The 25,097-nt window shown below is 65.2% G+C and carries 26 protein-coding genes and 1 tRNA gene; 18 read left to right on the top strand and 9 right to left on the bottom strand.

Annotated features, from left to right (window positions below):
• The first annotated feature begins 27 nt into the window (after window positions 1-27).
• Window positions 28-1,188 carry an MFS transporter gene (locus E5673_RS00745; RefSeq protein ID WP_136188555.1) on the top strand — a complete coding sequence of 387 codons (1,161 nt, stop codon included), beginning with the start codon at window positions 28-30 and terminating at the stop codon, window positions 1,186-1,188.
• Window positions 1,189-1,526: 338 nt separating this feature from the next.
• On the opposite strand, the gene E5673_RS00740 is transcribed toward E5673_RS00745, so the two are convergent.
• A complete protein-coding gene (locus E5673_RS00740; protein WP_056490031.1) occupies window positions 1,527-2,858 on the bottom strand; it encodes an MFS transporter in 1,332 nt (443 codons plus the stop codon).
• A 273-nt stretch (window positions 2,859-3,131) separates the two neighbouring features.
• Between E5673_RS00740 and E5673_RS00735 the strand changes: the two genes are divergently transcribed.
• The 11 genes from E5673_RS00735 (at window position 3,132) to E5673_RS00685 (ending at window position 13,556) form a co-directional block, all read left to right on the top strand.
• Entirely contained in the window at window positions 3,132-4,310 is a 1,179-nt protein-coding gene (locus E5673_RS00735) for a ubiquinol oxidase subunit II (protein WP_136191274.1), read from the top strand.
• Between the two features lie 10 nt (window positions 4,311-4,320).
• Entirely contained in the window at window positions 4,321-6,321 is a 2,001-nt protein-coding gene (cyoB, locus tag E5673_RS00730) for a cytochrome o ubiquinol oxidase subunit I (protein ID WP_056490025.1), read from the top strand.
• Between the two features lie 4 nt (window positions 6,322-6,325).
• Window positions 6,326-6,964, top strand: coding sequence for a cytochrome o ubiquinol oxidase subunit III (cyoC, locus tag E5673_RS00725; protein ID WP_244187173.1), 639 nt, complete (start codon window positions 6,326-6,328; stop codon window positions 6,962-6,964).
• Entirely contained in the window at window positions 6,961-7,344 is a 384-nt protein-coding gene (cyoD, locus tag E5673_RS00720) for a cytochrome o ubiquinol oxidase subunit IV (RefSeq protein WP_056063531.1), read from the top strand. Before cyoC ends, cyoD begins: the two co-directional genes overlap by 4 nt.
• Entirely contained in the window at window positions 7,344-8,060 is a 717-nt protein-coding gene (locus E5673_RS00715; protein WP_136188554.1) for an SURF1 family protein, read from the top strand. Before cyoD ends, E5673_RS00715 begins: the two co-directional genes overlap by 1 nt.
• A gap of 80 nt (window positions 8,061-8,140) precedes the next feature.
• Window positions 8,141-9,370 (top strand): ATP-binding protein, encoded by a 1,230-nt coding sequence (locus tag E5673_RS00710; protein ID WP_210731833.1) that lies wholly within the window; start codon window positions 8,141-8,143, stop codon window positions 9,368-9,370.
• A 238-nt stretch (window positions 9,371-9,608) separates the two neighbouring features.
• A complete protein-coding gene (locus tag E5673_RS00705) occupies window positions 9,609-10,142 on the top strand; it encodes a response regulator transcription factor (protein ID WP_056490014.1) in 534 nt (177 codons plus the stop codon).
• Window positions 10,143-10,178: 36 nt separating this feature from the next.
• Entirely contained in the window at window positions 10,179-11,246 is a 1,068-nt protein-coding gene (locus E5673_RS00700; RefSeq protein ID WP_136188552.1) for a spore photoproduct lyase family protein, read from the top strand.
• Window positions 11,247-11,322: 76 nt separating this feature from the next.
• Window positions 11,323-12,117 carry a class III extradiol ring-cleavage dioxygenase gene (locus E5673_RS00695; protein WP_136188551.1) on the top strand — a complete coding sequence of 265 codons (795 nt, stop codon included), beginning with the start codon at window positions 11,323-11,325 and terminating at the stop codon, window positions 12,115-12,117.
• Window positions 12,118-12,127: 10 nt separating this feature from the next.
• Window positions 12,128-12,700, top strand: a complete 573-nt coding sequence (locus tag E5673_RS00690; protein ID WP_136188550.1) for an NAD(P)H-dependent oxidoreductase — start codon at window positions 12,128-12,130, stop codon at window positions 12,698-12,700.
• A 1-nt stretch (window position 12,701) separates the two neighbouring features.
• Window positions 12,702-13,556, top strand: a complete 855-nt coding sequence (locus E5673_RS00685; protein ID WP_136188549.1) for a pirin family protein — start codon at window positions 12,702-12,704, stop codon at window positions 13,554-13,556.
• Here E5673_RS00685 and E5673_RS00680 read toward each other — a convergent pair.
• Window positions 13,553-14,410: a peptidylprolyl isomerase gene (locus E5673_RS00680; protein WP_136188548.1), complete on the bottom strand. Its 858-nt coding sequence runs from the start codon at window positions 14,408-14,410 to the stop codon at window positions 13,553-13,555. The two genes, E5673_RS00685 and E5673_RS00680, sit on opposite strands and share 4 nt — an antisense overlap.
• An 88-nt stretch (window positions 14,411-14,498) precedes the next feature.
• Between E5673_RS00680 and E5673_RS00675 the strand changes: the two genes are divergently transcribed.
• Window positions 14,499-14,589: transfer RNA gene (locus E5673_RS00675), tRNA-Ser, on the top strand.
• 231 nt (window positions 14,590-14,820) lie between these two features.
• Here E5673_RS00675 and E5673_RS00670 read toward each other — a convergent pair.
• Window positions 14,821-15,765: an NAD(P)-binding protein gene (locus E5673_RS00670; RefSeq protein ID WP_136188547.1), complete on the bottom strand. Its 945-nt coding sequence runs from the start codon at window positions 15,763-15,765 to the stop codon at window positions 14,821-14,823.
• Window positions 15,766-15,892: 127 nt separating this feature from the next.
• Window positions 15,893-16,996, bottom strand: coding sequence for an aldo/keto reductase (locus E5673_RS00665; protein WP_136188546.1), 1,104 nt, complete (start codon window positions 16,994-16,996; stop codon window positions 15,893-15,895).
• Between the two features lie 95 nt (window positions 16,997-17,091).
• Here E5673_RS00665 and E5673_RS00660 point away from each other — a divergent pair, with 95 nt between their 5' ends.
• Window positions 17,092-17,979 carry a LysR family transcriptional regulator gene (locus E5673_RS00660; protein WP_136188545.1) on the top strand — a complete coding sequence of 296 codons (888 nt, stop codon included), beginning with the start codon at window positions 17,092-17,094 and terminating at the stop codon, window positions 17,977-17,979.
• Window positions 17,980-18,034: 55 nt separating this feature from the next.
• Here the strand turns inward: E5673_RS00660 and E5673_RS00655 are convergent, their stop codons facing one another.
• Window positions 18,035-18,523, bottom strand: a complete 489-nt coding sequence (locus E5673_RS00655; protein WP_136188544.1) for a metallophosphoesterase family protein — start codon at window positions 18,521-18,523, stop codon at window positions 18,035-18,037.
• Between the two features lie 134 nt (window positions 18,524-18,657).
• Here E5673_RS00655 and E5673_RS00650 point away from each other — a divergent pair, with 134 nt between their 5' ends.
• Both E5673_RS00650 and E5673_RS00645 read left to right on the top strand, forming a co-directional pair.
• Window positions 18,658-19,218: a GDSL-type esterase/lipase family protein gene (locus tag E5673_RS00650; RefSeq protein WP_136188543.1), complete on the top strand. Its 561-nt coding sequence runs from the start codon at window positions 18,658-18,660 to the stop codon at window positions 19,216-19,218.
• A gap of 61 nt (window positions 19,219-19,279) precedes the next feature.
• Entirely contained in the window at window positions 19,280-19,783 is a 504-nt protein-coding gene (locus E5673_RS00645) for a TIGR02594 family protein (RefSeq protein ID WP_136188542.1), read from the top strand.
• Window positions 19,784-19,886: 103 nt separating this feature from the next.
• Here E5673_RS00645 and E5673_RS00640 read toward each other — a convergent pair whose 3' ends face one another.
• From E5673_RS00640 to E5673_RS00630, 4 genes are all read right to left on the bottom strand, one after another.
• The gene (locus tag E5673_RS00640; RefSeq protein WP_120300599.1) at window positions 19,887-20,105 is read right to left on the bottom strand and encodes a hypothetical protein; all 219 of its coding nucleotides are present in this window, start codon (window positions 20,103-20,105) and stop codon (window positions 19,887-19,889) included.
• Between the two features lie 94 nt (window positions 20,106-20,199).
• Window positions 20,200-21,297 carry an alpha/beta fold hydrolase gene (locus E5673_RS00635; protein ID WP_136188541.1) on the bottom strand — a complete coding sequence of 366 codons (1,098 nt, stop codon included), beginning with the start codon at window positions 21,295-21,297 and terminating at the stop codon, window positions 20,200-20,202.
• Window positions 21,298-21,428: 131 nt separating this feature from the next.
• On the bottom strand, window positions 21,429-21,605 hold the full coding sequence (locus tag E5673_RS20135; protein WP_348769879.1) for a hypothetical protein: 177 nt from the start codon (window positions 21,603-21,605) through the stop codon (window positions 21,429-21,431).
• Window positions 21,560-22,117, bottom strand: a complete 558-nt coding sequence (locus E5673_RS00630) for a DUF2490 domain-containing protein (RefSeq protein WP_247599499.1) — start codon at window positions 22,115-22,117, stop codon at window positions 21,560-21,562. The genes E5673_RS20135 and E5673_RS00630 overlap by 46 nt, the downstream gene beginning before the upstream one ends.
• Window positions 22,118-22,389: 272 nt before the next feature.
• Here E5673_RS00630 and E5673_RS00625 point away from each other — a divergent pair, with 272 nt between their 5' ends.
• Together E5673_RS00625 and E5673_RS00620 are read left to right on the top strand one after the other, a co-directional pair.
• On the top strand, window positions 22,390-23,139 hold the full coding sequence (locus tag E5673_RS00625; protein WP_235524791.1) for an RMD1 family protein: 750 nt from the start codon (window positions 22,390-22,392) through the stop codon (window positions 23,137-23,139).
• Window positions 23,140-23,714: 575 nt separating this feature from the next.
• Window positions 23,715-24,989, top strand: coding sequence for a DUF1295 domain-containing protein (locus E5673_RS00620; protein ID WP_210731782.1), 1,275 nt, complete (start codon window positions 23,715-23,717; stop codon window positions 24,987-24,989).
• Window positions 24,990-25,097: the final 108 nt, after the last annotated feature.

Raw genomic sequence — 25,097 nt, 5'->3', positions numbered from 1 at the left:
CAGCGACCCTGAGAAAGCGATACCTCTATGAAACCTGTCGATACGCGCATGGCGCTGCTCGCGCTCGCCGTCGGCGGGTTCGCGATCGGGACGACCGAGTTCGCGGCGATGAGCCTGTTGCCGCAGTTCGCGCGCGGGCTCGGGATCGACGAGCCGACTGCGGGGCATGTCATCAGTGCCTACGCCCTGGGCGTGGTGGTTGGCGCGCCGACGATCGCGGTGCTGGCGGCGAAGATCGAGCGGCGGGTGTTGCTGATCGGGTTGATGATGTTCCTCGGAATCGCCAACGGCCTGTCCGCGCTCGCGCCGACCTATCACCTGATGCTGCTCGCCCGGTTCCTGAGTGGATTGCCGCATGGCGCGTATTTCGGGGTCGGATCGCTGGTCGCGGCGTCGATGGTGCCGCGCGAGAAGCGATCGCGTGCGGTATCGCGGATGATGCTCGGGCTGACGATCGCGACGATTGCAGGCGTGCCGCTGGCGAACGGCATCGGTCAGTGGTTCGGCTGGCGCTGGGGGTTCGGGATCGTCGCGATCATCGCGGCCGCGACGGTGGCGATGCTGTTCAGGTTCGCGCCGGTCTTGCGCCCCGCCAAGGATGCGAGCCCGCTCGGGGAACTGGCGGCGCTACGTAACGGGCAGGTGTGGCTGACGCTTGCCATCGGTGCGGTCGGGTTTGGCGGGATTTTCTGCGTCTACACCTATCTCGCCTCGACCTTGACCGAGGTCACGGGGGTGTCGTCCGCGTTCACGCCGGTGGCATTCGCTTTGTTCGGCGTCGGCATGACGATCGGGACATTGGTCTGTGCCAAGGCAGCGGACGTCGCGCTGATGCCGGCGGCGGGGATCACCTTGCTGTTCGGGGCAGGGGCGCTCGCGCTCTACGCGCCGGCGACGCCGCATCTGTGGGCGATGCTGCCCGTGGTGGTGTTGATCGGGTGCGGGGGCGGTCTGTCGACGATCCTCCAGACGCGGCTGATGGATGTCGCAGAGGAGGCGCAGACCCTGGCCGCAGCGCTCAATCATTCCGCGTTCAATACGGCCAATGCGCTTGGGCCTTGGCTTGGCGGGCTGGCGATCGCGGGTGGGTATGGGTTGCCATCGACCGGTTGGGTCGGGACCGCGCTGGCGCTTGGCGGGTTTGCGATCTGGGCGGTGTCGTGGGGGCTGGATCGTCGGCGGGTATGAGAAGGAGCACTAGCGAGTTTGAGTGCTCGCCGAATACTGTTCTCCCGCGAAAGCGGGAGGCTCGGGTTACGAATGATGGCGCCAGTGGCTCCTGGACCCCCGCCTTCGCGGGGGAACGGTTCTGGTGGGTCGTCCGGGTTATCTCAATCACTACCACCCCGGCGAAGGCCGGGGCCCAATTGGGGGACGGTGCTAACTAGCGGCAGCGCTCCGTTACTGCAGCCTTGCCAATTGGGCCCCGGCCTCCGCCGGGGTGGTGCTCTTCAGTTCGTGTGATGTTCGTGGGTGCGGAAGGAGGGGGCGGGGGCCCGTTCGGTAAGTCCGTCAGCCCCGACCAATCACCGCGCGATGTCCCGCTTCGCCAGCTGCTTGTTCAGACCCAGTGCGATCAGCGTGAACACCGCGCCCGAGAACAGGTACGCGCCGCTCGCCGCCAGCCCAAGCTTGCTCGTCAGCAACAGTGCCGCCAGCGGAGCGAACCCGGCACCGAACAGCCACGCCAGATCGGTCGTCAGCGCCGACCCCGTGTAGCGATGCTGCGGCGACAGGCTCGACGCGATCGCGCCCGAGGACTGGCCGAACGACAGGCCGAACAGCAGGAAGCCGACGCCCATGAACAGGCGCTCGCCGACGTCGCCGCCATCGAGCAGCTTCGGTGCGGCGATCGCGAACAGCGCGATCAGCACCGCGATCGTGCCGAGCATCGTGCGACGCCCGAACCGGTCCGCAAGCAGCCCCGACACGAGCATCGCACCGATACCGATCACCGCGCCGATCACCTCGACCACCAGGAAACGCGCCGGTGCCTCACGCGTGAACAGCACGACCCACGACAGCGGGAACACCGTGACCATGTGGAACAGCGCGAAGCTCGCGAGCGGCACGAACGAGCCGAGCCAGATCGCCTTCCACTGCGACTGCACGGTCTCGACGACCGGCGCGGGCTCGAGTTCGCGCTTGGCGTACATTTCTTCGAACTCTGGCGTCACCACCAGACGAAGACGCGCGAACAATGCGACGACGTTGATCGCGAACGCCACGAAGAACGGATAGCGCCAGCCCCACGAGAAGAAATCCTCGGTCGGCAACGCAGCGACGAAGAACGCGAACAGGCCGCTGGCGACCAGCAGGCCGATCGGCGCACCGAGCTGCGGCAGCATCGCGTACCAGCCACGATGCTTCTCGGGCGAGTTCAGCGACAGCAGCGAGGCGAGACCATCCCAGGCGCCACCGAGCGCGATGCCCTGGCCGATGCGCAGCAGCGCGAGGATCGCCACCGACCAGTTGCCGACCGAATCATAGCTCGGGATAAACCCCATCGCGACGGTCGAGGTGCCGAGCAAGAAGATCGAGATCGTCAGCTTGACGCTGCGGCCATAGGCGCGATCGACCGCGATGAAGATGACCGTGCCGATCGGCCGGGCGAAGAATGCCAGCGCGAACACTGCGAACGAATAGAGCGTGCCCTGCAACCGGTCGACGTACGGGAACACCAGCGTCGGGAACACCAGCACCGAGGCGATCGCGTACACGAAGAAGTCGAAGAATTCCGAGGTGCGGCCGATCACCACGCCGATCGCGATCACGCCCGGCGTGACGTGCTCGCCGTCGCTGTGGATACTGCGAGCATCGGCTTCGAAGCTCGTCTCGGGGACTGTATTTGCACTCATTCTTCAACTCGCTCTTCAGGGCGCGAACCCGATGATACGCTGTTCCGGCGGATGCGGGCAGATATATTCCGCGCCAATCTCCCGCGCCCAATGCGGGCAGGGGTGATCTATGCTACTCCGGGCGACGATAAAGTCATGCCGATGTTGCAGTGCAGCGCCCATTGGACAAATTGTCCACTGTAGCGCAGCGCAACCGAGGCGTAGGGGGACCGAATGACCGTCGTGACACAGCTTTCCCGCACCAAAATCTCGGCTCGAAAATGGTTGGTGGCCATGCCTTTGGCACTGCTCACCAGCGGTTGCGACTGGGTAGTGATGTCGCCCTCCGGCGATATCGCAGTGCAGCAGCGCGACCTCGTGCTGATCTCGACTGGGCTGATGCTGCTGATCATCGTGCCGGTGATCTGCCTCACGCTGTTCTTCGCGTTCCGATATCGCCAGTCGAACAAGGCGGCCAAGTACGAACCCAACTGGGATCACTCGGTTGGGCTCGAGCTGTTGATCTGGGGCATCCCGCTGCTGATCATCATCGCGCTCGGTGCGCTGACCTGGACCAGCACGCATCTGCTCGATCCGTATCGCCCGCTCGGCCGGATCAAGCCTGATTCTCCGACGCTCGCGAACAACGTGCCGGTCGGCAATCTGGTCGACAAGCAGCAGGCGGGCAACGGTCCGAACGGCGCCGGCAAGCCGCTCGAGGTTCAGGTGGTCGCGCTCGATTGGAAGTGGCTCTTCATCTATCCGGAATACGGCATTGCCACGGTCAACGAGCTGGCCGCGCCGGTCGATCGGCCGATCCGCTTCTCGATGACCTCGTCGTCGGTGATGAACGCGTTCTACATCCCTGCGCTCGCTGGCATGATCTACACGATGCCTGGCATGCAGACGACGCTGAACGCGGTCATCAACAAGCCCGGCAACTACGAGGGATTCTCGTCCAACTATAGCGGCGCGGGCTTCTCGGGGATGCGCTTCCGCTTCCACGGCGTCAGCGACGCGGGCTTCGATGCCTGGATCAACCAGGTCAAGCAGCGTGGCGGCGGTCTGAACCGCGCGAGCTATCTCCAGCTGGAGAAGCCGAGCGAGAAGGTCCCGGTCCGCTATTACAATGCGGTCGAGCCGAACATGTTCAAGCTGGTCGTCGAGCAGTGCGTCCAGCCCGGCAAGGTCTGCATGTCGCAGATGATGCACGGCGGCAAAGGCGGGGGGGACTCGCACGCCGGCATGGCGATGCCCGGAGTCAACGGCGGCAAGGGCCCGCAGGACACCGGTCATCCCGAAGGCGCCCTGATGAAGGACGCGAACGAAAAGGGAAGCGGCAACCACTGGACCGCGCCGGCCGACATCAAAAAGGATGGTGCAAACAGCGCCCCCGGCTCGCAGTCCAACCGCAATCACACGATGCTGACCCCCTCCACCATGCCGGGCACGCGCCCCGTCGCGAACGGCTAGAGAAACCATCATGAACGACACCCTGTTGAAGACTATCTTCGGCCGCCTGACCCTGGAGTCGCTGCCGCTGCACGAACCGATCGTCGTCGCCACCTTCGCGATGGTGGCGATCGGCGGGCTCGGGCTCGTCGCCGCGCTGACCTATTTCAAGGTCTGGGGCTATCTGTGGAACCAGTGGTTCACCAGCGTCGATCACAAGAAGATCGGCATCATGTACATCATCCTGGCGATCGTCATGCTGCTGCGCGGGTTCTCCGACGCGATCATGATGCGCGCGCAGCAGGCGATGGCGTTCAACGGGTCCGAAGGATACCTGACGGCGCATCACTACGACCAGGTCTTCACGGCACATGGCGTGATCATGATCTTCTTCGTGGCGATGCCGCTGGTCACGGGCCTGATGAACTACGTCGTCCCGCTCCAGATCGGTGCGCGCGACGTGTCGTTCCCGTTCCTCAACAATTTCAGCTTCTGGATGACCGCGGCGGGTGCCGTGATCGTCATGATGTCGCTGTTCATCGGTGAGTTCGCACGGACCGGCTGGCTCGCGATGCCGCCCCTCTCAGGGTTGGCGTATTCGCCCGACGTCGGTGTCGATTACTATATCTGGGCGTTGCAGATCGCGGGCATCGGGACGCTGTTGTCCGGCGTCAATCTGGTCGCGACCATCGTCAAGATGCGCGCACCCGGCATGACCATGATGAAGATGCCGATCTTCGTCTGGACGTCGCTGTGCACCAACATCCTGATCGTCGCCGCCTTCCCGGTGCTGACCGCGGTTCTCGCGATGCTGTCGCTCGATCGCTACATCGGCACCGCGTTCTTCACGAACGACTCGGGCGGCAACCCGATGATGTACGTCAACCTGATCTGGATCTGGGGTCACCCGGAGGTCTACATCCTGGTCCTGCCGGCGTTCGGCATCTTTTCGGAAGTCACCTCGACCTTCTCGGGCAAGCGCCTCTTCGGCTACAGCTCGATGGTCTATGCGACGCTCGTCATCACGATCCTCGCCTATCTCGTCTGGCTGCACCACTTCTTCACGATGGGGTCGGGCGCGAGCGTGAACTCGTTCTTCGGCATCACCACGATGATCATCTCGATCCCGACCGGTGCCAAGATCTTCAACTGGCTGTTCACGATGTACAAGGGCCGCATCCGGTTCGAACTGCCGATGATGTGGACGATCGCCTTCATGGTGACCTTCACGATCGGCGGCATGACCGGCGTGTTGCTCGCCGTCCCGCCAGCCGATTTCGTGCTGCACAACTCGCTGTTCCTGGTCGCGCATTTCCATAACGTGATCATCGGCGGCACGCTGTTCGGCATGTTCGCCGGCATCAACTACTGGTTCCCCAAGGCGTTCGGCTTCAAGCTGGACAAGAAGTGGGGCACGGTATCGTTCTGGTGCTGGGTTGTGGGTTTCTACTTCGCGTTCATGCCGCTTTACGTGCTCGGCCTGATGGGCGTGACCCGCCGGATGCGCTATTTCGACGATCCGAACCTGCAGATCTGGTTCGTCATCGCCGCCTTCGGTGCAGCCCTGATCGCAGCCGGCATCGGTGCCTTCCTGCTCCAGATCTTCGTCAGCATCCGCAACCGCGAGGCGCTGGCCGATCATAGCGGCGACCCGTGGAACGGTCGCACGCTGGAGTGGGCGACCTCGTCGCCGCCGCCGGAGTACAACTTCGCGTTCACGCCGATCGTCCATGACCTGGACGCCTGGTACGACATGAAGGATCGCAAGCACGAGCGGCCTGTGACCGGCTTCAAGTCGATCCACATGCCGAGTGGCACCGGCACGGGCGTCGTGCTCGCCGGCCTCAGCGTGGCGTTCGGGTTCGCGATGATCTGGTACGTCTGGTGGCTCGCAGGGCTGGCACTCGCCGGCATCTTCGGCACCACCATCTTCCACACTTTCAACTACAAGCGCGACTTCCACATCCCGGTCGAGGACGTGATCGCCACCGAGAACGCGCGCACCCGCCAGCTCGCGACCCAGGGAGCCTGACGCGATGTCCGCAATACCCATGAAGGATGGTCTGAACGAGACCGAGAAGGTCTCGTTCTACGACATCGAGGAGCACGAGCATCCCGACGGCGCCAGCACGATGCTGGGCTTCTGGATGTACCTGATGAGTGATTGCCTCATTTTCGCGGTGCTGTTCGCGGCTTATGCCGTGCTCGGCAACAGCTATGCCGGCGGCCCCAGCCCGAAGGAGATCTTCGAGCTGCCGCTGGTGGCCGTGAACACCGCGATGTTGCTGTTCTCGTCGATCACCTACGGCTTCGCGATGCTGTCGATGGAGGAAGGTCGCCAGCGCGTCATGCAGATGTGGCTGGTGTTCACCGGCCTGTTCGGCCTCGCGTTCCTGTCGATCGAAATGTACGAGTTCGCCAACCTCATCCACGAGGGTGCGGGCCCGACCCGCAGCGCGTTCCTGTCGTCGTTCTTCACGCTCGTCGGCACGCACGGCCTTCACGTCACGATGGGCCTGATCTGGCTCGTCACGCTGATGGTGCAGGTCCAGAAGCACGGCCTGATCGCCGCGAACAAGCGCCGCCTGATGTGCCTCAGCATGTTCTGGCATTTCCTCGACGTCATCTGGATCGGCGTCTTCACCTTCGTCTATCTGATGGGCACCCTGCGATGAGCGATCCCCAAGCACCGGCGAACAATCCGCACGCCGATCACGACCATGACAACGGCGCAGCACACGGTACGCGTGGCAGCTACCTCAAGGGGTTCTTCCTCTCCGTCATCCTGACTGCGATCCCGTTCTGGGCGGTGATGACTGGCGCGTTCAAGGATCCGTCGACCGCCGCGCTCGTCGTGATGGTCTTCGCAGTCGCGCAGATCGTCGTCCACATGATCTACTTCCTGCACATGAGCGGCAAGTCGGAGGGCGGCTGGACGATGATGGCGCTGATCTTCACGATCATCCTCGTCGTCATCACGCTCAGCGGATCGATCTGGGTGATGTACCACATGAACACGAACATGATGCCGATGCAGGCCGCGGCAGACATGTGATGAAGACGCGACCGGGCCCTGCCGTCTATGTCGCAGGCCTGGTCGCGCTGCTGCTGTTCGCCGGGTTCATGGCGCTCGGCATCTGGCAGGTCGAGCGCCGCACCTGGAAGCTCAACCTGATCGCACAGGTAGCGGCGCGCTCGCACGCCGCGCCGGTCGCTCCGCCCGGACCCGGCTTCTGGGGCAGGATCACCGCCACCACCGACGCCTATCGGCGCATCCGCCTCGACGGCACCTTCGATAACAGTCGCGAGACGCTGGTCCGCGCCGCAACCGCGCTCGGTAGCGGCTACTGGGTCGTGACGCCCTTACGGACCGCGCAAGGCTTCACCGTCCTCGTCAACCGCGGATACGTCTCGCCCGAACAACGCCTAGCGCATACCAAGCCAACCGGCCCGGTCACGATCACCGGCTATCTCCGCATCACCGAGCCTGGCGGCGGCTTCCTCCGCCACAATGACCCCGCCACCGGCAAATGGTATTCGCGCGACGTCGCCGCGATCGCCGAGGCGCGCGGCCTGTCGAACGTCGCCCCCTATTTCGTCGATGCGGACAAGTCCGGCAGCGCAGCCCCGGTCGGCGGCCTGACGATCATCGCCTTTCCGAACAACCACCTCGTCTACATGCTGACCTGGTTCGCGCTCGCCGCGATGACGATCGGCGCATTCGTCGTGTTCGTCCGCCAGGATGCGCGGAAGCGGCGGGGGGCGGAATGACTTCGGAGGCGGCACGCCAGGGCTGGCAACGCTGGCTCGCGCTCGCGACCGCGCGCACCGACGCGACCGGCAACGCCAACATGCGCCAGCTGGTGACGCTGCGCTGGATCGCGGTCGCCGGCCAGTTCGTCACCATCTTGTTCGCGCGCTTCGGCCTCGGCTTCGACCTTCCGCTGGTCCCGATGATGGCCGCGCTTGCAGCGGCCGTGGGGCTCAACCTCGCGAGCATGCCGCTCTACGGCTGGCGCAAGGGCGCGAACATCCAGCTCCTGCTCGCGCTGCTGTTCGATGTCGGCCTGCTCACCACGCAGCTCTATCTCGCGGGCGGCGCGACCAACCCGTTCATCTCGCTCTATCTGCTCCACGTCGTGCTCGGTGCGGTGCTGCTCGATCGCTGGTCGAGCTGGGCGATCGTCGCCGTCACCGCCGCGTGTTTCGGCGTGCTCACGCTCTATTACCGCCCGCTGATCCTGCCCCCCGATTACAGCGGCGAGTATTTCCTGCTCTACACGATCGGCTCGCTGCTCTGCTTCATGCTGATCGCGACGCTGTTGATGCTCTTCATGGCCCGCATCACCGGCAACCTGCGCGCCCGAGACACGCGCCTCGCCGACCTTCGCCAGCAGGCCGCCGAGGAGGATCATATTGTCCGCATGGGCCTTTTGGCTTCGGGCGCCGCGCACGAGCTAGGCACGCCGCTCGCATCGATAGCGGTTATTCTCGCCGACTGGCGCCGCATGCCGACGCTCGCGCAGGACGCCGACCTCCAGGCCGAGATCGTCGAGATGCAGTCCGAGGTCCAGCGCTGCAAGGCAATCGTCACCGGCATATTGCTGTCCGCGGGCGAAGCGCGCGGCGAAGCACCCGAGATCATGCCGCTCCACCAGCTCCTCGACGGAATCGTCGACGAATGGCGCGCGGTGCACCCGTCGGTCGATTTCGACTACACCACCCGAGTCGGCGACGATCCGCAGGTCGTGTCCGACCCCGCGCTCAAACAGGTAATCGCCAACGTGCTCGACAATGCCGCCGAAGCCTCGCCGCACTGGGTCGCCTTCCGCGGCGAACGCACCGACGGCGACCTCGCCCTGATCGTCCGCGACCGCGGCCCCGGCTTCAGCGACGAACGCCTCGCCAGTTTCGGCAAACCCTATCAGTCGAGCAAGCGCGAACCCGGCCATGGCCTCGGCCTGTTCCTGGCGGTCAACGTCATGCGCAAGCTTGGCGGCGGCGTGTCGGTCGTGAACTGCGAAGGCGGCGGCGCCGAAGTCACGATCCGCATGCCCCTCTCCGCGATCGCGCTGTCATGACGCGGACGGATCGACCGTCGGTTCGAGACGGAGACTGTGGCGGAAATTCTTTCATGCCGAGCGGCACCATGCCCCTCCTTGTTCTCCCGCGAAGGCGGGAGCCCAGTCTGGATCCCCGCCTTCGCGGGGAAACACGTCTTACTAGCTCGCAAGGGATAGCCGTCGAGCCAGTCCGGGGTGACAGAGTGGTTTGGGACAATCCTTCTCCAAACACGGACGTCGGATCGGTGCTACCCAAATGACCGAACCCAAACTCCTGGCGATCGTCGAGGACGACGAGACCTTCGCCCGCACGCTCCGCCGCTCGTTCGAACGCCGCGGCTACGAAGTGATGCAGGCGGCCAGCCACGAGGAACTCGTCGAGCAACTCGCCGAGCGCACCCCACGCTACGCGGTCGTCGACCTGAAGCTGGGCGGTGCGTCCGGCCTCGTCTGCGTCCAGACGCTCCACGCACACGATCCCGAGATCCTTGTCGTCGTCCTCACCGGCTTCGCCAGCATCGCCACCGCGGTCGAGGCGATCAAGCTCGGCGCGTCGCACTATCTCGTCAAACCCTCGAACACCGACGACATAGAAGCCGCGTTCGATCGTACCGAGGGCAGCGTCGACACCGAATTGTCGGAACGCCCGACCTCGATCAAGACGCTCGAATGGGAGCGCATCCACACCACGCTCGCCGAAACCGACTTCAACATCTCCGAGACCGCGCGCCGCCTCGGCATGCATCGCCGCACGCTCGCGCGAAAGCTCGAGAAACGCCCGGTAAAATAGCCGCAACGCTTCCCCGAAGGCGTGCGTTGTCGTTCGATGCCAGCGCCAAAACCCTCCCGACTCTGGCAGCCGAAGCGACTGCTCGCGACCCCGTCCGCGCTGACCTGGGATCATGGCGCCGAGATTGCAGCGCGCGCGACCGCACTCGGCGTGCCCGTCACGACGCTACCGAGCGACCGTCTAAAGCTCGATTTCCCCGACGACTCCCGCCGTGCCTATGCCGAAGCCAAGGCGACACTCGCGCTGGTCGTCGCGCCGCCGTCGAAGCGCAAGCTCCAGCCGATCGCCCCCAGCGCGGACTGGCGGATCGACCTCGCCGAAGGCTGCCCCGCGCATTGCGGCTATTGCTACCTCGCCGGCTCGCTGAAAGGGCCACCCATCACGCGCGTCTACGCGAACCTGCCCGAGATACTCGCCGAACTCCCCGCACATCTCGGGCAGGGCACAGTAACCTCGCGCTCGACCGCCCGCGCGCACGAAGGCACCACGTTCGAGGCCTCCTGCTACACCGACCCGCTCGGTATCGAGCACGTCACCGGATCGCTGTCCGCACTGATCGCGCATTTCGGCGCGTGGGAGGCGGACGTGCAACTGCGCTTCACCACCAAGTTCGACGCGGTCGAGCCATTGCTGGGTCTGGACCACGGTGGCCGCACCCGCATGCGCGCCTCGATCAACCCCGCCGCCTATGCACGCTTCGAGGGCGGCACGAGCCCCGTCGCCGCGCGGCTGGTGGCGCTACGTAGGATGGCGGACGCGGGCTACAAGGTTGGCCTGACGGTCGCGCCGATCATCGCCGCTGAGGGCTGGCGCGAGGCGTATGGCGACTTGCTGGCGGAGGCGGGCAGGGTGCTCGCCGACGTGCCCGACGTGACGATCGAACTGATCACGCATCGATACACCCCCGGATCGAAGGCGGTGCTCGAAACCTGGTACCCGGGCTCGTCGCTCGACCTCAGCATGGCCAACCGCGCCGAGAAGCGCACCAAGTTCGGCTCGGTCAAATACGTCTACGACGCCGACACGATGCGCGCGCTACGCACTTTTTTCCAGGATGAGATCGCCGCCAAACTCCCGCAGGCGCGCATCCTCTACTGGACCTGACCGCCGCGCCCACCGGCAACGCAGCGTTGCCATTCGCGGCCTTCCGGTCGCCGCCACCGCCACCTACCTCGAGACCATGACACACATCCGCCAGCCAACGCTCTTCATTCCGCACGGTGGCGGGCCCTGTTTCTTCATGGACGACCCCGCCGGGAACTGGACCGGCATGGCCGCGTACCTTCGGTCGATCGCCGCCTCGCTACCCGAAAAGCCCAAGGCGATTCTCGTCGTCTCCGGCCACTGGGAAACGCGCGGCTTTGCGTTGACCGGCGCGGCAACGCCGCCACTGATCTACGACTACGGCGGCTTCCCCGCGCATACCTACGAGATCCGCTACGACGCGCCCGGCGATCCCGCCTTGGCAGCCCGCGCCGCCGGCCTGCTTCGCGAAGCCGGCCTGACCGCCATTGTCGACCCGACGCGCGGCCTAGACCACGGCGTCTTCATCCCGATGAAGGTCGCGTTCCCCGACGCCGACATCCCGGTCGTCGAGATGTCCGTCGACCGCGATCTCGACCCTACGTTGCACGCCGCCGCCGGCCGCGCACTCGCCCCCTTACGCGACGAAGGCGTCCTGATCGTCGGCTCGGGCATGAGCTTCCACAACATGCGCGGCTACGGCGACCCCCGCTTCACTGCGCCGTCCGAAGCCTTCGACCAATGGCTGACCGCCGCGGTCGAGTCCGAACCGACCGCCCGAGCAGAGGCGCTAGCCGGCTGGGCCGAAGCCCCCGCCGGCCGTCTTTCGCATCCCCGCGAAGAGCATCTCCTCCCACTGATGGTTGCCGCCGGTGCCTCCGACCGACCCGGCACGCAAGATTACAGCGAGCGCGTGCTGCAAACCGCAATCTCCGGCTACCGCTTCAATTAAAGGAAACTCCATGGCTCTTCCCGTCCTGCTCGCTATCTCCGGCAGCCTGCGCCGCGGCTCGTACAATACCGCGATCCTGACCACGCTTGGCGAAGCGATCACCGACAAGGCCGCGCTGACGGTCTTCGCGCTGAACGATGTACCCCTCTACGACCAGGACGCCGACACCGATACGCCCCCCGCCGCCGTCGCAGGCCTGCGCGCGGCAATCGGCGCGGCCGACGGGATCGTCATCGCCAGCCCCGAATATAACCACGGCATGTCCGGCGTCCTGAAGAACGCGCTCGACTGGGCCTCACGCCCGCATGGCAAGGCGACGCTTACGGGGAAGCCGGTCTTCACGCTCACCTCGTCGCCCGGCGCAGTCGGCGGCGCACGCGCCCACGCGCAACTCAACGAGACGCTGGCCTCGATCGGCGCGCGCACCGTGCTGCGCCCACAAGCCGTCGTTGGCGCGGTGCACGAGAAGATCGCCGACGGTCGCCTGACCGACCAGCGCACGCTCGACTTCCTCGTCACCGGTGTCGACGACCTGCTCGCCGACATCGCGCGGCCGACCGCCGCCGACCGCGAGGCATCCTGACATGCGCCACGTCCTCAACCAGTATCCCGCCCAGCGCGACGATATCGCCGATCTCGTCACCCGCCGCCCGCTACCGGGTCCCGGCCTGTCGCAGGTCGATCCGTTCCTGTTCCTCAACCATCACGGTCCGCAGACCTATCGTCCCGGCAATAGCGGCCTCCCGTTCGGCCCGCATCCGCACCGCGGCTTCGAGACAGTCAGCTTCATCCTGAAGGGCGAGATGGCGCATCTCGACAGCGGCGGCCACGAGAGCGTCATCCGCGCGGGCGGCGTCCAGTGGATGACGGCAGGCTCGGGCCTGATCCACGCGGAAATCTCGCCGGCGTCGTTCAAGCGCGACGGCGGTTCGCTGGAGATCCTGCAACTCTGGGTCAATCTCCCCGGTCGGCTCAAGATGACCAAGCCCGCCTATACCGGCCTCCAGCGCGAAGACATTCCCGCGATCCCGGTCGAGGGTGGCACCGTGAACCTGATCTCGGGCACGTTTGCCGGACGACAGGGCCCGTTCGAATCGCTGACCGACGTTGCGATGATGACGATCGAACTCGAAGCCGGCGCCAAGGTCGACCTGCCAGCCCCAACCGGCCGCGCGGTCTTCTTCTACGTCGTCGCAGGCGCCCCCACGGCTAACGGCACGCCGATCAAGCCGCACCACCTCGCCACATTCGGCAACGAGGGCGACACCATCACTGTTGAGACTGAAGCCTCCGCCACAATCCTTTACGGCCATGCCGATCCGATCGGCGAACCCGTCGTCTCCCACGGCCCGTTCGTCATGAACACCCGCGAAGAGATCGTCCGCGCGATCGAGGACTATAACGCCGGCCTGTTCGGCAAGCCGCCCGTCATTCGCTAGGGCGCCTTGCGCACCGGGGGTAGCGCGGCACAGATGTCGGCGCCCCCGGCAGGCACGGTAAAGAACGGCCCCGCCCGGTTCTCCCGCGAGGCGATCCAGGCCACGAACCGCGGATTGTCCGCCGCGCGATATTCGAAATGCGGTCGCTCGGCGGCGGGCAGTTCGCTCACGAGGCGAGCGGACACGATCGGGCTACGCTCCCCTTCCGTCTTGTAGAATCCCAAATCCCCCGTCCCGCGCGGCAACGACGAGAGCCACTCGACACCGTCGATCACGCGGCCTACCACCGCGATGTTCCGGTCCAGCGCACGCGGCGAATGCCCGATCACGGTATACAGCTCAGCGCCGCTCCCCGTGCTCGGCGCCAGATCGCGCGCGACGCCGACCATCCCGTAGCAATGCGGCACCCACTCGGTCGCGCCATTGCCCGCAAGCGGCCACCCGTCGCGGCTATACCCCGCCCATTCCGCATAAGGATCGCGCTGCGAAAGCCGCGCCACCGTCGTCGACCCGGTATGCAGATATTCCGCCGGCGGGTTGGCGACGACGCCCGCGACCAACGGCTTCTTCTCGGTCGCGTCACCCCATTGCGCCACGTAATTGTCTTGAACGCGGTACACGCTCGTCCCCGCATCCCACCAATGCGCAAGCGCCAACTTGCGTATGTTCGCCACGTGAATGGGCGCATACCGAGGCGCGAGCCGCACCGTGAACCGGTGCCCATTGGCCAGCGTGAACACCACCAGCTCGTCGTCCGGCACCGCGACCCAGTCCGCCGCAACCGGATCGGACGGGAGCGTCGCGGCGACCGGAACGGCCTGCGCAAGCATGGCGGCGAGAAGGATATTCAACATCCCCGTAGACTGCCCCAGCCGATCACCGCACGCAATTGCTTGCGCGCGGGCGAAACCCGCACTAGCAGACCCGCTTCCAGAGCAATGCGGAGCGGTGGCCGAGTGGTCGAAGGCGCTCGCCTGGAAAGTGAGTATACGTCAAAAGCGTATCGTGGGTTCGAATCCCACCCGCTCCGCCACTGGTTTCCCTACCGAGTCATTCGCTGACATGCGTTGCGAGAAACGACCTTGCAAAGGGCCGGCTCCCTGACCACGGTGCTACTGGACTGGCGACGCGTCTTCGCCGCGCTTATCGGTCGACGGATATAGCGATCGACCAAAAAATTAGCGTCGGCGGAGCTTGGTGCCGGTACTGCGAACGCGATCGTAGCGGGGGCACGAAGGCGCGCGTCGACAGCGCAAGGTAGGTCTCAGTGACCTCCTTCAGCGGCAGTTGATCCGGTTGGACCAACTAGTGTCGCAAGCCGCTGCCCGGATAGCCAAGCGGCTTCGATCCGCGGTCCGACGAGCCAGTCGCCGCATGCGCCCAGCTGGATGTCCGGGTTCCAGAACGCACCCCGGTCCAGTGCGTTGGTCTTTGCATACCGCCAGCGATGGGCGCTGGTCGCGATGATAGCAGGCGACGCGACGCCGATGTGGTCGGCGAAGGCCGCGAGCACTGCCTGTTCGACGACGTCCGGCGTATCTTCGAGATGTTCGCGCGACCAGTCGGCACTGGCCTGAAGTACCCACGCCTCCGGTCCGGTCCGCCCGGGCTTGGCCGAGTTGCGGACGGCGGACCCGATCGCTCCCAAATCCGTCACCCGGTCGTATTCGAACTGCACCGGACCATCGAACGCCGCCATGACGGTCCAGCAGGGATCGGACACCGTGGAGCGGGCCGCATCGGCGAGCGCACCGTCGTGAGCCGCGACCAGGGGCGCGACCTGTTCTGCGGGTACCGCGACGATCGCCACGTCGAACCGCTCGCGCCCGATCCGCCAGTCGCCGTCATACGAGACGCTGTCGATCGCCGTGTTCCATCGAACATCCAGGTCGCTCGCCATGGCGCGGACCGGCGCATTCATCGCTGGCGTCCCGACCCAGGCATCGGGGCCCGCAGGCGACCAGCGCGCGACGTGGCCCGCCTGCGCCCAACGATCGACCTGCGCGACGAAGGCGGGATCGCGCGCCGTGAGATATTGCGCGCCGTGATCGAACGCGACCTCGTCCAGCGGCGTGTCGATCCGGCGCGTCGACATCCTGCCACCGGGCCCGCGACCCTTGTCGAACAGGACGGGGTGATGACCCTGGTCGCGTAATGCATGCGCACAAGACAGGCCTGCCATCCCCGCGCCGATGATCCCAATTCGCATGATACCCCCGTGCCGGCGCGCAACATCTAAGCGTGCAGCGGACCGGACATCTTCAAACGCGAAGATTGTCGATTGGAGCCGGACCAACGCAGATTTCGTCCCACGTTGCCGGCTCCAGGATCAAGCTTCAGCTTTGGACATCTGCCCCACCGAAGACGACCTGGTTGCGCACGGCAGGTTGGAACAGGCCGTAGAGAAACGGCAGGTTACCGCCGCTCGCCGTATCGAGCGCGGCCCGGTGTTCCGGCGGCAGGCGAAGGCCGAGTGCGGCGACATTGTCGGTCACCTGTTCGGGCCGGCTCACGCCCATCAACGTCGATGCGACCCCCGGCTGCCCGACCACCCAGGACAGTGCGACACGTGCCGGCGTTTCGCCAATCTCGCCTGCGATGCGCTTGAGTATCTCGAGGATCTGCCAGTTGCGTTCGGTGAACAGTGTGTCGCCGAACGGATTGTCGCCGTCGAGCCGCTTGTCGTCCGCGGGCCGCGCGGTGTCGTCCGGCCCGGCCTGGTTGGGGACGCCACCCGCCCGCTTCGGTCCCGCCTCGACGGTGGCGCGGTCGTACTTGCCGGTCAGCAAGCCATAGGCGAGGGGGCTCCAGGGAACGAGGCCCATGCCCGCCGACCGCGCGAGCGGCAGGTGCTCGGCCTCGACCCCGCGTTCTACCAGCGAGTAGAAATATTGCAGGCCGATCGGCGCCGGATGACCCTGGACGCGGGCCAGGGTGGCGAGTTCGGCGACATACCACGCTGGCGTATTGGATATGCCCCAATAGCGGATCTTGCCCGCTGCGACGAGCGCGGTCATCGTCCGCAGCAATTCCTCGGCGGGGGTGACGCCGTCCCAGACATGCACCCAGTACAGGTCGATGAAGTCCGTCTTGAGCCGGCGGAGCGAACCCTCGACCGAGGCCAGTATGTGGCGTGCGCCGTTGCCGCCCGCGTGATAACCACGACCGGTAGCGAACCCGGATTTCGTCGCAATGACGATCCGGTCGCGCGACGATTGCGCGGCGACGAACGCGCCGACCATCTCTTCGGATCGTCCCCCGGCATAGACGTCGGCGGTATCCACGAAATTGCCGCCGAGATCGGTGTAGCGATCGAACACCGCGCGGCTGCCGCGTTCGTCCAGGCCCCAGCGCGGCGTGCCGAAGGTCATCGTGCCGAGCGCCAGCGGGCTGACGAGCAGGCCGGAGCGGCCGAGCGGACGATAGGTGTCGAGGTTCATGATGGCATCCTGCACTGTGTCGCCTCCAGATGGACGCCGGACCGCCCGAGGATTAGATCGTCTCAGGCGCATGGGTTGCTGAAGGATGTTCACGAATGGATCGCGATCTCTGGTCCGGTCTCGCGGTGTTCGAGACGATCGTCGAGGCCGGCAGTTTCGCACGGGCGGCGACGCGGCTTGGATTGTCTGCCTCTGCGCTCAGCCATGCGATGCGGTCGCTGGAAACGAAACTGGGCGTCCGGCTGCTCGATCGTACCACTCGGTCGCTGGCGCCGACGCCTGCGGGCGAGGAACTGCTGGCGCGGTTGAGACCGGCGATAGCGTCGGTCGCGGGCGCGCTGGCGGACCTGGACAACGCGCGCGAACGACCGGCGGGGCGGATCCGGGTCAGCGCGCACCGGGTTGCCGCCATCTACGCCATCCTGCCGCGGCTGGCCGACTTTGCGCACGCCTATCCCGACATCGCCGTCGAACTGGTGGTCGATGACGGGTTCGTCGATATCGTCGCGGACCGCTTCGATTGCGGAGTCCGCCACGCGCAGAGCTTGCAAGCCGACATGATATCGGTCCGGATCAGCGCGCCGGTGCCGCTCGTCTTCGTTGCAGCACCGTCCTATCTCGCCGGGCGTGCTGCACCGGTCGATCCCGACGATCTCTCGGCGCATCGGTGCCTGTGTTACCGGTACACGTCGTCCGGCGTGGTCCACCGCTGGGAATTCGAACGGGATGGCCGGACGTTGGAGCGATCGGTCCGTGGCGACTTCACGACCAACGACATCGACGTGATGCGCGACGCCGCGGTGTCGGGGCTAGGCGTAACCTGCCTGCCGCTGCCGCACGCCGCGCTACAACTGGCTGACGGCACGCTGGTCGAGGTTCTGGCCGGCTGGGCACTGACCCTCGCCCCGAACCATCTTTATTATCCCAGCCGACGCCAACCCACCGCCGCGTTCCAGGCCTTCGTGACGGCAATGCGCGCCTGATCTTACGCACGCTGATGCTAGATGCCGAAGCGACGGGACGTCGAACGCAGGTGTATCAGCGCGCTTGAATCAGGCTGTCGAGCAGGATCGGTGCGAAGTCGTGAACATCGACGCCGACGTCGAACTGGCGCGGCATCGGTTTCAGCCGGCCATGGCTGTGCCCGTGCAGATTGAGCGCGCCGCGGTGCTGCCCGTTCCAGCTTCGGAACGGATAATGACACAAGACGAGCTGTCGGCCATCCAGTTCGATTTCCGCATAGTCGCCGACGCTCGCCCATCCGTGCGCCGCCAGCGTCGCATCCGGATCGTTATTGCCGCGCAGCAAATGCTTGCTCCCGTTCAGTCGGGCGAGCAGTTCGGCGACATCCGTCGGGCGACGTGCCACGTCGCCCAGGTGCCACACCACGTCATCGGGGCCGACGACGGCGTTCCAGCGCTCGACCATCGCCGCATCCATTTCGGCGGTGTTGGCAAACGGTCGTCGCGAGATGTTGATCGTGCGATGGTCGCCGAAATGCGTGTCGGCCGTGAAGAATACGCTCATGAGCGCCGCGACGTCCGTTCGTCTGTCATTACGTAGGAACGAGCATCAGCGTCAAAGGTTCGACGCGATAGCGGCGTGCCGTCTTACCCGAACGTCTTACAATGCGTCGAACGTGAACTATCTCGCGGCAACGCATGACGACCGACCGACCCTTGATCCTGGCAATAGGTGACAGCCTGATTGCCGGTTACGGCCTGCAAGCTGCCGATAGTTTCCCCGCACGATTGCAGGCATCGCTGCAGACGGCACATCCTGGCGCCCGCGTGGTGAACGCCGGGGTGTCGGGCGATACCACTGCCGACGTCCTGCGGCGCTTGCCCCGCTTGCTGTCCGCGCTCGACCAGCGGCCCGTACTTGCGATCGTTCAGGTGGGACCGAACGATGTCCTGCGGCAGATCCCCGTGGCGCGTACGCGGGCGAACCTCGAGCAGATCCTGCTGAGCCTGGGTAGCTGCGGCATCCCCGTGTTGCTGACCACCGTCGACCCCCCGGCGTTCATCCGTGACCGCGCCGCGGCGTATCTGGGTATCCACGCGGGGTTGGCTGCCGAGCATGGCGCGACCGTCTGGCCATTCTTCCCGCCTGGCGTGTTGGGACATTCCGAGATGGTACTGGCGGATCGGGTGCATCCCAACGCGGCGGCGATCGCAGCGGTAGTCGCGGCGATCCTGCCGACCGTGAAGCGGATGCTGTAGTGCGCGTGTTCGAGCGCAACCACGGGCGTTCCCTGATTTTAGCTTTGAGGCCGAGTGAATCATGGTGACGGAGCCCAAATGGTTGAAAGCCGCGCGCGCGAAGCTGGGCACGAAGGAAGCTGCCGGATCGGCCAACAGCGCGACGATCCTGGGTTGGGCGAAGCGGCTGGGGACGAAGATCCTCGGAATGGTCTATAATGCCGACAGCGTCCCGTGGTGTGGGGTGTTCGTCGCTTATTGTCTTCAGGAAGACGGTATCGAGCCGGCCGCTATCGCGGTGCGCGCAACGTCATGGTCGACATGGGGGTCGGCACTGCGGCCGGAGCGACTGGCTCCCGGCGCCGTGCTGGTGTTCGAACGTCCGGGTGGTGGGCATGTCGGGTTCTATGTCGGCGAAGACCCAACCGCGTATCACGTCCTTGGCGGCAACCAGGGCGATACCGTCAGCGTAGTCCGGATTGCCAAGGACCGCTGCATCGCGCGACGCTGGCCATCTGGCCGCGCGGTCATTGGCAAGCCGGTCCAGATGGCGGCGCGAAAGCCGATCTCCACCGACGAGGCCTGATGCGTCGGGCGACGGCCTGACGCGCAGCCACCTGGTCGTAATGCGATCGATAACGACCGCGCCGGCAGGTCAAATTTGCACCAGCGCACGCCGTCGCGTCAGCCTACCGGACGCCGAACCCCGCCGTGCTGTTCGCGCCATCGTCGGTTCGCTCGCGCCCAGCCAGAACGTTCTCGAGTTCGGCCAATGAATGCGGCACGTCGATGTGTTGCGCCCCCAGGAACAGGCGTGACCCATCGCCCTCGGGTACCGCGTGGGTCAGCTTGTCGATATCTACCAGCGCCTTGCCCTGCGGCAGGATCTCGATCTGAACAAATCGCATGTCATTTCCCATCTTGCGTCTGACGGCTCGATTGCCACGCAGGCGATAACGCACGGCTGAACTACGCAATTTTTGTCGCCGCGTCCTCCGACATCTATTCGGTACGTTGCAGCAGGTCGGCCAGGTCCTGCTTCCAGAACCGGGCCGCAGTGTGGGTGCCGTGGCCGCGCGTGTCGGTGCTCTCCGGAATCATCCGGAATCGCGCGTTCTTCATGCGGGCAACGGCGCGAAGCGGGTAATCGAGATTGCGTGGGTTGATGAAATCGTCGGCCGAGTTGATCCAGGTCGTCGGCGCGGTGATCGCCTCCAGCCGCGACCAGGGCGCATAGGTCCGCGAGGCATCGAGTTGATACACGAGGTCATTGGCATCCGTCCCGTCGATCGAGGCTGCGACCCGCTGCTTGGCAAAGGCCTCGGCGGCATCGCGCCCGGGATATTGTTTCTGGAAAAATAGCGGCGCACCACCGGCGACGAACAGCAGGCTGGCGGCTGTGCGCAGGCCCTGTACCGGTGGCGTCCGGTACTCGCCGCCCGCCCAGGCCGGATCGGCCTTGATCCCGTCGATCGCGAGCTTGCGCCACATGCGGTTCAGCCCGGCGATCTCGACAGGTTCGCAGGCGAGCGGCATGAGCGCGCGGGCGAACTCGGGATACGTCTCGCCCCAGACCAGGCTGTGCATGCAGCCCATCGACGTTCCCATGATCAGCCGCATGCGGCGGATGCCGAGGCCATCGTGGAGCAGCCGGTACTGCGCCTCGACCATGTCGTCATAATCGTAATGCGGAAACCGCATGCGCAGCCCGTCGGACGGCTTGGAGGATTTGCCGTGCCCGATTCCGTCGGGAAGGATGATCCAGTAGCGCGTAATGTCCAGTGGCTGAGCCGGGCCGTAAAGTTCATCGGCGAACTGCGGGCTGAGGAATTGGCGACCGGTGCCACCCGTACCGTGCAGGACCATCACCGCATTGTCGATTTCACCCCGCGCATTCCGGTGCGGCTGCCCCAGCATCGTATAGTTGAGGCGCAGTTCCGGCAGGGTCTCGCCCGAGCGGAAGCGAAAGCGGCGAACCGTGAACTGCGCGTCGCGTGCCGGCCAGTTCGACGTGGACGGTGCGGTCTTGACCGCGGGCGTGAGCGGCGGCGTCTGCGTGACGGCGGCCTGGAGAAGCAGGAGCGAGAGCAGGAACGACATGACCTATCGTTGCGTCTAAGCGGACCGCGCGCAAGTGGTGTCCCGATACACAGGGGCGAACGTTCGGAGGCCGGGCTTCGATGATGACGCGGCAAACCCGAGGTCGGGATCCGGATTCCAGCGCGAGGACCTCAATCGTGAAGACCTGCCACGCCAAGCGTCCCCAGGTTCAAGGTAAGCTGCAGGTTCAGCGCATTGTCCATCTGGGCGCGTGCGCCACCGCGCGCGAACCGGTACTGGTTGAGATAGCCGACATCGGCCGTCACCGCCTTGCCGATCGGGAAAGCCAGCCCGACGATGTTGCGCATCCGCTCATACCCGGCGCGCTGGCCCCAGGTCGTACTGTTCGGCAGAAAAAGCTTTCGTGGCTGACGAACAAGGCCAGTCGCTTGGGTCCGAGCGGCAAATTGTACCGCAGCAACGGCCGGACCCGGAAGCCGATCTCGCTACCGTCCGGGTTGAAGCGTTCGTCGAGTCGCAATCGCCCGGCGAAGCGCCCGCTGGTGACCACGATCTGCTGGCGGAGCCGGTCCTCGTCCGGCGCGAGGTTGCGACTGTGAAATCCGACATGGCGGTATCCGAATCCAAGCTCGACGCCCTTGGCCAACTGCCAGCCGAGAAGCGCACCGAATTCGGTGGTGTAGATTCCGTCCTGGCGGTCGCTGGTCCGCGCAATCTCTTCCAGCGTCACCCGCAATTTTGGTGCGATGGGAACGACGACGTTGAGCTGCTCCCACGCCTGCGTATCCTGTTGCTGTGCCCAGGTCGGGGCGGCAGCCAGCAACAGCGGCAAAACCGCCAGGGGTGAAGCGCGATACATCGCATGGTGTTGGCACGGCTTTGTCGATGCAGGCAATGGACTGGCGTCGCCTCGGTCCTTTTCATCGATTGCATGCCTGGCAACAATCGTGTGACGCTACGGTGTAGCTCGGCGGCCGCTAAATCGGTTGCGAGACGATGTGTCTGAAACTGATAAGGTCGGGCCCATGGTTGTGACGCGACATGGTTGAGGGCGGATCGCTGCGAACGATAAGCGTCGGGATCAGGGAGGTGCTGGGTGCACCCCTGCCTGGCGAAGCCGCCAGGGGCGACGTGCGAGCGCTTCTGCTGGGTACGCGTATCGATACCCGCAATTTGCAGGACTTCGCGGAGCCCGAGACCCTCAACCTGTCGGGGGTCGGGGCCGCGTTCGTCTTTCGCTACGGTGTCCTGGTGCTGATCGGGGCGGCGGTCGAAACCGAGCGTCGGTTCATCGAAACCCTGTCCGAGCACATCATCGATCCCTTGGCCACGCCCGAAACGGAAACCGCCTGGATCGAGATTTCCGCGGACCGCGAGGAAACGGTCAGTGCAGACGGACACATACGGTTGAGGGAGGCGTCACGGGAACGCTTGTTGCTGACGGCCACCGTCGTCGCCCGGAGCGTCGTCCTCGCGCGGGATGAAGGCCGTATTGCCGAAGCGTTCGATCGCGTGGAGCCGCTCATCAACGAACTGCGCATCCACGGTCGTGCGGTGATGCCGATCCGACGCGTCATGCAGAGCATCGGTGACGTTCTCGCGGCGCAGCACCGCGTCGTCGGCCGGGCGCAGATCTCCGAGAAGCCGGACCTGCTCTGGGATCATCCCGAACTCGACCGGCTTTACGGGCGTCTCGAAGCCGAGTTCGAACTGGGCGACCGCGCACGCGCCATGGAACGCAAGCTCGAGGTGATCGGCGACGCTGCCGAATGGCTGCTCGACCTGGTGCAGGACAAGCGCTCGTTGCGGCTTGAGCTTGCCGTGATCGGGCTGATCGCGTTCGAGGTCATCCTCAACATCTACGAATTGTGGCGTCACTGACGACGACGCGCTGTCGGACCGGGCTTTAGTCCGTTCATCGCACCACCAAACGGGCGATAGCGCGACGAGTACTGGCCCCGCCTCACATTCAGACGATCGTCTCAGTTCGAGTGTTCGACGACCCAGCCCGCCGGCGTACTCCGCATCGATTTCCTGCAATAGCGGCAGATGCTCGTATCCGCGCCGCGACCCTTGAAGACGGTGTGTCTGCGAGACCGACGATGTATGCCGATCATGCATTTGGCACGTCCGATAAGTCTCTGAAACATCGCGATCTCCTTGATCGCAACGTAGCGCCCGACGGGACGCCCGCGATTAAATTCGCGGTCATCCAGGTCCCGAAATAGAACATTCGCGCTCGTGATCCACAGGTGGCCGCCGAGTCCAGATTGCCCCTGTTATTCAGCACCGAGCGAGTTTCTCCTCCCACCCAGCTCGGCCCGCGCGCTGCGTTATTTCGGATCCGATGCTGCCATTGCCGATCATCCTAAATCGACGGGGATGACCTTGCTTCGGACCGGGCGGCCAAACATGCTTCATGGCTTGCTTACCAATCCGCGCTACGTATCACCGCCATGGATCACGACGCTCAGCTTGCCGGTACGACCGAGACCGACCCTCGTCCGCGGTCGGCGGTCAGTCACGGCGCGGGGTTGTCGGGACTCGTTGGCGTGCTTGTCTGGATCGGGTTCGCGCGCCATTTCGGCATGGACGGGCCCTATTCGGCGCTCGTCAACGTCGTCGCCTGCGGGCTGCCGATGATCGTGTGGTCTTTGCTGGTCGACAAGGTTCATCGCAATCCCAGTACCGGGATCGACTGGTCGACCGCCAGGCTCTGGCGCGAAACGCTGGACCTGAGCCTGACGAAGCTCGCCGGGCTGTGGGCGACCTGGGCGGGGATCGCGGTGATCTACGGTGCCGGGCGATTTTATTGGGAAGGCAATTTCGCGTTTGCGATGTGGTGCTTCACCAATGCCGCACCGATCCTGTTCGTCGCGTCGATCCCGTATGTGCTGTGGATCGACCGGTACCTCATCGAGCCGCGCGACGGCGCCTGGCATCTCGGCGCGTGGCTGACCGGACAGGCCGGCGTCGACCGCGAGGCGATCTACGGCCATCTGCGCGCATGGGGGGTGAAGACGTTCTTCCTGGCCTTCATGCTGGCTATCGTCCCGCCGGGCTTCGGTAACTTCGTCCGCGGTGACGTCGCGTCGGTGCTGCGTGATCCGGTCGCGCTGTCGGGCTGGCTGGTGACGTTGATGTTCTTGATCGACGTGGCATTCGCGACGGTCGGCTATCTGCTGACGTTCCGGCCGCTCGATTCGCATATTCGCAGCGCAAATCCGTTCGCCGCGGCCTGGATGCCGGCGCTCATGTGCTATCCGCCGTTCATCCTGATGACGACCGGCGGGCCGCTCGATTATCATCCGGGCACGTCGGACTGGGCATACTGGTTCCAGGGGCATCCGATCCTGCTGGCGCTGATCGGCGCGGTGCTGGTGGGGCTGACCGCGATCTACGCCTGGGCGACGATGGCGTTCGGGTTCCGCTTCTCGAACCTCACCAATCGGGGGATTCTGACACACGGGCCGTACGCGGTGTCGCGGCATCCCGCTTATCTGTCGAAGAACCTGTTCTGGTGGATCTCGACGATCCCGGTGCTGACGCTCGGCAGCATGGTCGACGCGGCGCGTGCGACGCTGCTGATGGCAGCGGTCAGCGGGGTGTATTACTGGCGCGCGAAGACCGAGGAGCGGCATCTGAAGCTCGACCCGGACTATCGCGTGTATTTCGACTGGATGACGCGCAACGGCCTGGTGCCGCGACTGTTCGCGAGGCTGCGCGGCTAATCCCCCTCCCGCTTGCGGGAGGGGTTAGGGGAGGGGCTACCTTACGCTTTCGCCCTCGCGTCCGCGGCCAAGCCCTCCCCCGACCCCTCCCGTAGACGGGAGGGGAGC

It is taken from the genome of Sphingomonas sp. PAMC26645 (assembly GCF_004795835.1).
Lineage (GTDB): Bacteria > Pseudomonadota > Alphaproteobacteria > Sphingomonadales > Sphingomonadaceae > Sphingomonas.
The sequence above is the reverse complement of the archived record's forward strand: the minus strand, read 5'-3'. Positions and strand labels throughout refer to the sequence as shown.

Excerpts from the sequence above, each read along its gene's own strand:
- E5673_RS00700 (WP_136188552.1), top strand. The coding sequence starts at position 10,179 with ATGCCAGCGCCAAAACCCTCCCGACTCTGGCAGCCGAAGCGACTGCTC.
- E5673_RS00735 (WP_136191274.1), top strand. The coding sequence starts at position 3,132 with ATGCCTTTGGCACTGCTCACCAGCGGTTGCGACTGGGTAGTGATGTCG.
- E5673_RS00705 (WP_056490014.1), top strand. The coding sequence starts at position 9,609 with ATGACCGAACCCAAACTCCTGGCGATCGTCGAGGACGACGAGACCTTC.
- E5673_RS00635 (WP_136188541.1), bottom strand. The coding sequence starts at position 21,297 with ATGTCGTTCCTGCTCTCGCTCCTGCTTCTCCAGGCCGCCGTCACGCAG.
- E5673_RS00630 (WP_247599499.1), bottom strand. The coding sequence starts at position 22,117 with ATGTATCGCGCTTCACCCCTGGCGGTTTTGCCGCTGTTGCTGGCTGCC.
- cyoB (WP_056490025.1), top strand. The coding sequence starts at position 4,321 with ATGAACGACACCCTGTTGAAGACTATCTTCGGCCGCCTGACCCTGGAG.
- E5673_RS20135 (WP_348769879.1), bottom strand. The coding sequence starts at position 21,605 with ATGCGCAACATCGTCGGGCTGGCTTTCCCGATCGGCAAGGCGGTGACG.
- cyoC (WP_244187173.1), top strand. The coding sequence starts at position 6,326 with ATGTCCGCAATACCCATGAAGGATGGTCTGAACGAGACCGAGAAGGTC.
- E5673_RS00620 (WP_210731782.1), top strand. The coding sequence starts at position 23,715 with ATGGATCACGACGCTCAGCTTGCCGGTACGACCGAGACCGACCCTCGT.
- E5673_RS00685 (WP_136188549.1), top strand. The coding sequence starts at position 12,702 with ATGCGCCACGTCCTCAACCAGTATCCCGCCCAGCGCGACGATATCGCC.
- cyoD (WP_056063531.1), top strand. The coding sequence starts at position 6,961 with ATGAGCGATCCCCAAGCACCGGCGAACAATCCGCACGCCGATCACGAC.
- E5673_RS00640 (WP_120300599.1), bottom strand. The coding sequence starts at position 20,105 with ATGCGATTTGTTCAGATCGAGATCCTGCCGCAGGGCAAGGCGCTGGTA.
- E5673_RS00660 (WP_136188545.1), top strand. The coding sequence starts at position 17,092 with ATGGATCGCGATCTCTGGTCCGGTCTCGCGGTGTTCGAGACGATCGTC.
- E5673_RS00670 (WP_136188547.1), bottom strand. The coding sequence starts at position 15,765 with ATGCGAATTGGGATCATCGGCGCGGGGATGGCAGGCCTGTCTTGTGCG.
- E5673_RS00645 (WP_136188542.1), top strand. The coding sequence starts at position 19,280 with ATGGTGACGGAGCCCAAATGGTTGAAAGCCGCGCGCGCGAAGCTGGGC.
- E5673_RS00680 (WP_136188548.1), bottom strand. The coding sequence starts at position 14,410 with ATGTTGAATATCCTTCTCGCCGCCATGCTTGCGCAGGCCGTTCCGGTC.
- E5673_RS00650 (WP_136188543.1), top strand. The coding sequence starts at position 18,658 with ATGACGACCGACCGACCCTTGATCCTGGCAATAGGTGACAGCCTGATT.
- E5673_RS00715 (WP_136188554.1), top strand. The coding sequence starts at position 7,344 with ATGAAGACGCGACCGGGCCCTGCCGTCTATGTCGCAGGCCTGGTCGCG.
- E5673_RS00690 (WP_136188550.1), top strand. The coding sequence starts at position 12,128 with ATGGCTCTTCCCGTCCTGCTCGCTATCTCCGGCAGCCTGCGCCGCGGC.
- E5673_RS00710 (WP_210731833.1), top strand. The coding sequence starts at position 8,141 with ATGCGCCAGCTGGTGACGCTGCGCTGGATCGCGGTCGCCGGCCAGTTC.
- E5673_RS00655 (WP_136188544.1), bottom strand. The coding sequence starts at position 18,523 with ATGAGCGTATTCTTCACGGCCGACACGCATTTCGGCGACCATCGCACG.
- E5673_RS00745 (WP_136188555.1), top strand. The coding sequence starts at position 28 with ATGAAACCTGTCGATACGCGCATGGCGCTGCTCGCGCTCGCCGTCGGC.
- E5673_RS00695 (WP_136188551.1), top strand. The coding sequence starts at position 11,323 with ATGACACACATCCGCCAGCCAACGCTCTTCATTCCGCACGGTGGCGGG.
- E5673_RS00665 (WP_136188546.1), bottom strand. The coding sequence starts at position 16,996 with ATGAACCTCGACACCTATCGTCCGCTCGGCCGCTCCGGCCTGCTCGTC.
- E5673_RS00740 (WP_056490031.1), bottom strand. The coding sequence starts at position 2,858 with ATGAGTGCAAATACAGTCCCCGAGACGAGCTTCGAAGCCGATGCTCGC.